This window comes from Anaerococcus sp. HMSC068A02, assembly GCF_001811125.1.
GTDB classification, from domain to species: domain Bacteria; phylum Bacillota; class Clostridia; order Tissierellales; family Peptoniphilaceae; genus Anaerococcus; species Anaerococcus vaginalis_C.
The window spans coordinates 132810-139119 of the sequence record NZ_KV803711.1; the positions used below are offsets into that span (position 1 = coordinate 132810).

Below are 6310 nucleotides of genomic sequence, written 5' to 3' on the forward strand. Positions count from 1 at the left end.
CATAATTTTATTTTAAATTTTTAGATTAAGAGTATAAAATAATTTTTTGTAATTAGATAATTGTAAATTTATTTTTAAAGGCAAATTTATATAGAGTTTGCTTTTTTATTTTACATAAAAAATAGCTAGATTTCTCTAGCTATTTTTTGTGATTTTAAAGATTTATTTTATTTATACCAATTTTTTTGCAGCTTCTAATGCGGCTTTATAATCAGGCAATTCTGTGTTTTGTTCTAGGTATTCTACGTGAACTAATTTGTTTTCTTTATCTACAACGAAAACTGCTCTATTTTGTAGTTTTAATTCTTTGATTAGGGTTGCGTATTTTTCTGCAAAATCTAAGAAATTATAATCTGACACTGTTTTTACTTGATCTATTCCTTTTGCTGAGCAAAATCTTGCTTGGGCAAATGGTAGGTCGTTTGATATTGTTACGATTGAAACGTCAGGGCTTATATCTGCTGCAGCCTTGTTGAATTTTGTTGTTTGTATTTCGCAAACTGATGTATCAAGTGATGGTACTACTGATATAATTTTTATTTTTCCTTCTTCTTCTTTATAAAAATCATATTCTGACAAGTCGTTATTTATTGCCTTAAAGTTTGGAGCGCTATCTCCTACTTTTAGTTCTTCGCCTATTACTGTGATTTCTTCTTCACCGAATTTTTTCTTTCTTTCTGTCATTTATACCTCCTAAAATGTATAATTGTTTCTATATTAATATACCCATTTTTTTTATTTTGTAGGAGAAATTTTAAATAATTAGATTATTATTGTCAAATGCTTTTAAATAAGGTATAATTAATCAGTATGAAAGTTAGAAAATAAGGAGGAAGCAATGGCAGATATAGTTTTAAATTCAGAAAAAAGAGAAGCTGTCGGAAAAAATAAAGTTAATAAACTTAGACAACAAGCTATTGTACCAGGTGTTGTATATGCTAAAGATAAAGAAAATATAAATGTACAATTTACTTCTAGAGATTTTGAAAAAGTATTGTCTCAAGCAGGTACAACTACAATTATTGACTTAGATATTGACGGAGAAAAGGTACCGGTACTTATTAAAGATTATCAAATGCACCCATTTAAATCTCAATTTTTCCATGTAGATTTCCAAGCAATCAATGCTAAGGAAGCTATCAGAGTTTCTGTTCCAGTTTACTTAAATGGAAGAGATGACATTAGGGTTGAACCTTCTGTATTGGTTCAAAATATTGATACAGTTGAAGTTGAATGTTTACCAATGTATATTCCACAATACGCAGAATTGGAAGTTACTGATATGCAAATTGGGGATTCATTCACAGTAGCTGATTTTGATATTGCAAAAGATGAAAATATCAATATTTTACTTGAAGCTGATGAAGTTGTTTGTTCACTTCAAGAACCTCAAGAAGAAGTTGTTGTTGATGAAGATAGCGAAGGCGAATTGGCAGCTGACGTACCAACTGTTAATGAAACTGAAGAAAAAGAAGACGAAGAATAAGTCTAAGAAACAAAGACCTTTACTGGTCTTTTTTTTTGCAAAAAATTATTTTTGATTTTAAATTTTTCTATTAGAATTTTTTAAAAAAATTTGAAATTTTTTTACGAATTTTGTTTTTAAATTTATAAAAATTTTTTAATCAAGGAATGTTTTATAAAACTATTAAATGTTTGAAGTATTTGATATAATAATAATATGAATGGATTATTAATTGTATTTGAAGGTCCTGATGGTTCTGGAAAAACTACTGTCTTGGAAAAAGTTTATAATAAGCTTTTGGAAGATGGGTATGATATATATAAGTTTAGGGAACCTGGTGGAACTGATATTTCAGAAAAAATTAGAGAAATTATTTTGGATAATGAAAATATAGAAATGAATCCAAGGTGTGAGGCCTTGTTGTATGCAGCAAGTAGGGCTCAATTGGTAGGTGAGAAGCTTAGACCTTTGTTGGAAAAAGGTTCAATAATTCTTTGTGATAGATTTGTTCTTAGTTCTATGCTTTATCAAGGAATTGGAAGAGGTCTTGGTGTAGACGAAGTTAAAAATATTAATGATTTTGCTATTGGAGAAATTAGGGCAGATTTAACTTTGTTTTTGAATATTGATTATAAAACTGCCATTGATAGAAAAAGGAAAAATTTCATTTCTGATCGTTTGGAAAACGAAGATGATTCTTTCCACAAAAAAACTTATGATGGCTATATAGAATTATCCAAGAGATTTAAGGATGAAATTATTTCAATCGATGCTAACAAAAGTATAGATACGGTTGTAGATAATTGTTTGGCTACTATAAAAACATATTTAAAGGAGAAAAAATGAAACTTTTAATAGCTATAGTTCAAGATGCGGATGCAAATTTTTTGATGGATTCTTTGACAGACAAAAGATATAGGGTAACAAAGCTTGCAACAACAGGTGGTTTTTTGAGAGAAGGAAATACTACCCTTCTTATTGGTATTGAAGAGGAAAATCTTGATGAAGTAAAGCAAATTATTGAAGATAATTGTAAAAAAAGAACAACTCAATCATCAGTAATCAATCCGACAGCAGATTCTCCACTTTTGGCAACAAGTGCACCAGTTGATGTGAATGTTGGTGGAGCTACTGTATTTATTTTGGATGTTGACCAATATATAAGAATCTGAAATGATAGAAATTTTAGAAAATCAAATAAAAAATGATAAACTTTCCAATGCCTATATCTTTGAATCAAAAAATTCTTCTTATAATCTAGATAAGGCATTGGAATTTTCTAAGAGCGTTTTTAATAATTTTGGTATAAGTACAAAACTTGAAGAAAATCCTGATTTTGAAATAATAAAAAAGGATGACAAGGAAAAAAACATAAGCATAAAAACCATTAGACTTTTGATAAAAGATATGTATCTTAGGCCTACAAATGGAAAAATTAAAATATATATAATTAAAGATAGCGAAAATTTGAGCATTGAAAGTTCAAATGCCCTTTTAAAAAGCATAGAAGAGGCAAAAGATTATATAATTTTAATTTTTACAACAGATAATGCTTATAGTCTTTTAAAAACTATTAGATCAAGATGTCAAATCATAAGTTTTAAAAGTCAAATAGAAAATGAATTTGTAGACAGGGAAAAACTATCCTATATATTAAGTGAAATAATTTCTGGAAATTTTTCTTTTTATTACAAAAATAAAGATTTCTTTTCAAAGGCAAAAGATTATAAGGAAGAATTATTTGTAGAAATTTTAAATTTTTTCAATAATTTGATAAAATTAAAATATTACAAGAACAATGCAAAAGAGAACAAGAAAGTTTTATTTTACTTGAGAAAAATAGAAAATTTACCTTTTGATTCTATTGATAGGATAATAAGAAAAGCCGAACAAATAACAAAAGGATTTAAAAATAATGCAAATTTTGACATGGCAGTTGAAAATTTCCTTATTTTTATATATAGAGAGGGGAGAAATATTGAAAGTAGTAGGGATAAGCTTTAAAAAAGCAGGAAAAATATATTATTTTAATCCACTAGATTTTGATTTACACATTGGAGATAAGGTCATAGTTGATTCTAATTCATGTCTTGAAATGGGAATTGTTAAAACGCCAATTAAAGAAATAAATAAAAGCGATTTTGACCGTGAACTAAATGAAATTATTAGAAAAGCCAGCAAAGAGGATCTAGTTGAAGAAGAAATAAATAGAAAAGATGCCCTTGAGGCTGTAGAAATATGCCAAGAAAAGGCAGACAATCTTGGACTTAATCTTCATGCCATTGAAGCAGAATTTACTTTCGATAGAAAAAAATTACTCATTTATTTTTCATCAAATAATAGAGTTGATTTTAGAAAACTTGTAAAAGAACTTGCATCAATTTATAGAAATAGAATTGAACTTAGACAAATCGGTGTAAGAGACCATGCAAAATTGGTTTCAAGCGTAGGAATTTGTGGACAAAAATGTTGTTGTGCAAGATTTTTGAGCGATTTTCAACCCTTATCAATAAAAATGGCAAAAGAACAAGATATAACCTTAGATCCAAATAAAATTTCAGGTTTGTGTGGAAGGCTAATGTGCTGTCTATCTTACGAAAATGAAAGCTATAAAATAGCAAAAAAATCAATGCCAAAAATAGGCGAAAAAATTGAAACTGAAGATGGGATTGGAGTTGTTGTAGAAAACAACTATGTAAAAGAAAAATGCAAAATTAGAGTAAGAATAGAAGAAGACGATACAGAAATAGAGAAATCTTATTGCCCAAAGGATATAAGAAGAATAGTTGACAAATAATTGATAAAAATAAGAAAATCTTGAGATTTACTATCATTTGACATTAGTTAATTTAACTACTATAATATTAATATAACAAATTAGGAGGTAATATTATGGCTTATAGAATAGATGAAAATACATGTATATCATGTGGATCATGCGAAGGTGAATGTCCAGTTCAAGCAATTGAACAAGGCGACGCAGCTTACGAAATCGACGAAGATGCTTGCATCGATTGTGGATCATGTGCAGCTGTATGTCCAGTAGAAGCAATCTCACCAGCAGAATAAGATATATACATAAAATAAGACTCAGTTTTTGCTGAGTCTTTTATATTGCTTAAAATCTTTAAAAATTAAAAAATTAATAATTACAAAAAAAATTGACAATTTTTACATTTTTTGCTAATATATTTTTTGATGTAAACAAGGAGGCATTATGAAAAATTCTAAAAAAATTTACCACGTAGAAGATAAGTTACCATTTAAATTATTGTTACCACTTTCAATCCAACACACATTCGCAATGTTTGGAGCTAGTGTCTTAGTCCCTATTTTATTTAAAATAAATCCAGGAATAGTACTTTTTATGAATGGTATCGGAACATTATTATTTATATTAATTACCAAAAAGAAAGCACCTGCTTATTTGGGATCATCATTTGCATTTTTAGCACCAGGAACAGCTATTATTGCAAGTCAAGGATTTCAATATGCGCAAGGTGCTTTTATTGTGGTTGGAACTCTAGGATGTTTTTTGGCATATATAATTTATAAATTTGGAATAGTATGGATAGATGTAGTATTGCCACCAGCAGCCATGGGTTCAGTCGTTGCCCTAATAGGATTTGAGCTTGCAGGAAATACAGTAACAGGCGGTTCAATCGGAGCAAACTTGATGACAGATACTGCAAATTATAAAGATTTTATAATATTTGGAATTACACTTTTTACAGCCATAATCGGTTCAGTATCATTCAAAGGATTTTTATCAACAATTCCAATCCTAATAGCAATAGTAGTAGGATATATTTGTTCAGTTTTCTTTGGAATGGTAGATTTTACACCAGTATTAGAAGCAAAATTATTTACCTTACCAAACTTTTCAGCACCAAAATTTTCAATAGAAGCAATTCTATCAATGTTACCAGTAATATTAGTAATTACAAGTGAGCACATTTCACATCAAGTTGTAACAAGTAATATTATAGGAAGAAATTTATTAGAAGATCCAGGATTACACAGATCAATATTTGCAGATAACTTCTCATCAGCCCTTTCAGGATTAGTAGGAGGAGTTCCAACAACAACCTATGGAGAAAATATAGGAGTTATGGCAATAACAGGAGTATATTCAGTCCAAGTTATAGGAGCAGCAGCAATTATTTCAATATTAATGGCATTTGTAGGACCATTAGCAGCATTAATCCAAACAATACCGGGGGATGTAATAGGAGGAGTAACCTTCTTGTTATACGGAATGATAGGAACAAGCGGAATAAGATTATTAGTAGACCAAAAAGTAGACTATTCAAAATCAATAAACCTAATCCTAACATCAACAATATTTATAGCAGGACTATCAGGATTATCAATAAAATTTGGCTCAATCCAATTACAAGGCATGGTACTAGCATCAGTAGTAGCAGTACTCTTATCAGCTTTTATGACCTTGCTTAGAAAATTAAATTTAATAAATCAATAAAAATAAAAATCAAGCTGTAAATTTATGGCTTGATTTTTTTAGTTGGATAAACAAAAAAAGAAATAAATTTATTTAATAATGTAAAAATTATAAAATTTAAAATTTTAAAATTAAAAATTGGCAAAAAAATGGAGCCACTTCCCAGGATCGAACTGAGGACCTCATCCTTACCATGGATGCGCTCTACCGACTGAGCTAAAGTGGCACATAATGTAATATACCACAGAAAAAATATTTTTGCAAATAATTTTAAATTATTCAAAAAAAACGGTATAATATGAGTAATTGTAGTAAATTTATGAAATTTATGGTATAGTAAGCTTATAATATTTAGGAGGAAATAATGAGTAAAGCACAATTTG

At 28.7% G+C, this 6310-nt stretch carries 8 protein-coding genes and 1 tRNA gene; 7 read left to right on the forward strand and 2 right to left on the reverse strand.

Annotated elements, in window-relative coordinates; translation table 11 throughout:
• Window positions 1-171: 171 nt before the first annotated feature.
• Window positions 172-684, reverse strand: coding sequence for a thiol peroxidase (tpx, locus tag HMPREF2782_RS00970; protein WP_070640218.1), 513 nt, complete (start codon window positions 682-684; stop codon window positions 172-174).
• 154 nt (window positions 685-838) lie between these two features.
• On the opposite strand from tpx, the gene HMPREF2782_RS00975 reads away from it, so the two are divergent.
• The 7 genes from HMPREF2782_RS00975 (at window position 839) to uraA (ending at window position 5948) form a co-directional block, all read left to right on the forward strand.
• Window positions 839-1486, forward strand: a complete 648-nt coding sequence (locus HMPREF2782_RS00975) for a 50S ribosomal protein L25 (RefSeq protein WP_070640221.1) — start codon at window positions 839-841, stop codon at window positions 1484-1486.
• 195 nt (window positions 1487-1681) lie between these two features.
• Window positions 1682-2311, forward strand: a complete 630-nt coding sequence (tmk, locus tag HMPREF2782_RS00980) for a dTMP kinase (protein ID WP_004838953.1) — start codon at window positions 1682-1684, stop codon at window positions 2309-2311.
• Complete coding sequence (locus HMPREF2782_RS00985) at window positions 2308-2637, forward strand: cyclic-di-AMP receptor (protein WP_004838952.1); 330 nt, start codon at window positions 2308-2310, stop codon at window positions 2635-2637. The genes tmk and HMPREF2782_RS00985 overlap by 4 nt, the downstream gene beginning before the upstream one ends.
• A gap of 1 nt (window position 2638) precedes the next feature.
• Complete coding sequence (locus tag HMPREF2782_RS00990) at window positions 2639-3469, forward strand: DNA polymerase III subunit delta' (protein WP_070640224.1); 831 nt, start codon at window positions 2639-2641, stop codon at window positions 3467-3469.
• Window positions 3444-4262 carry a PSP1 domain-containing protein gene (locus HMPREF2782_RS00995; protein WP_083304874.1) on the forward strand — a complete coding sequence of 273 codons (819 nt, stop codon included), beginning with the start codon at window positions 3444-3446 and terminating at the stop codon, window positions 4260-4262. Before HMPREF2782_RS00990 ends, HMPREF2782_RS00995 begins: the two co-directional genes overlap by 26 nt.
• A 95-nt stretch (window positions 4263-4357) precedes the next feature.
• A complete protein-coding gene (locus HMPREF2782_RS01000) occupies window positions 4358-4534 on the forward strand; it encodes an indolepyruvate ferredoxin oxidoreductase subunit alpha (protein WP_004813856.1) in 177 nt (58 codons plus the stop codon).
• A gap of 148 nt (window positions 4535-4682) precedes the next feature.
• Entirely contained in the window at window positions 4683-5948 is a 1266-nt protein-coding gene (gene uraA / locus HMPREF2782_RS01005; protein ID WP_070640226.1) for a uracil permease, read from the forward strand.
• 129 nt (window positions 5949-6077) lie between these two features.
• Here the strand turns inward: uraA and HMPREF2782_RS01010 are convergent.
• Window positions 6078-6153: transfer RNA gene (locus tag HMPREF2782_RS01010), tRNA-Thr, on the reverse strand.
• Window positions 6154-6310: the final 157 nt, after the last annotated feature.

Coding starts and splice junctions, on each gene's coding strand:
- tmk (WP_004838953.1), top strand. CDS start 1,682: ATGAATGGATTATTAATTGTATTTGAAGGTCCTGATGGTTCTGGAAAA.
- HMPREF2782_RS00975 (WP_070640221.1), top strand. CDS start 839: ATGGCAGATATAGTTTTAAATTCAGAAAAAAGAGAAGCTGTCGGAAAA.
- HMPREF2782_RS00990 (WP_070640224.1), top strand. CDS start 2,639: ATGATAGAAATTTTAGAAAATCAAATAAAAAATGATAAACTTTCCAAT.
- HMPREF2782_RS00985 (WP_004838952.1), top strand. CDS start 2,308: ATGAAACTTTTAATAGCTATAGTTCAAGATGCGGATGCAAATTTTTTG.
- tpx (WP_070640218.1), bottom strand. CDS start 684: ATGACAGAAAGAAAGAAAAAATTCGGTGAAGAAGAAATCACAGTAATA.
- HMPREF2782_RS01000 (WP_004813856.1), top strand. CDS start 4,358: ATGGCTTATAGAATAGATGAAAATACATGTATATCATGTGGATCATGC.
- uraA (WP_070640226.1), top strand. CDS start 4,683: ATGAAAAATTCTAAAAAAATTTACCACGTAGAAGATAAGTTACCATTT.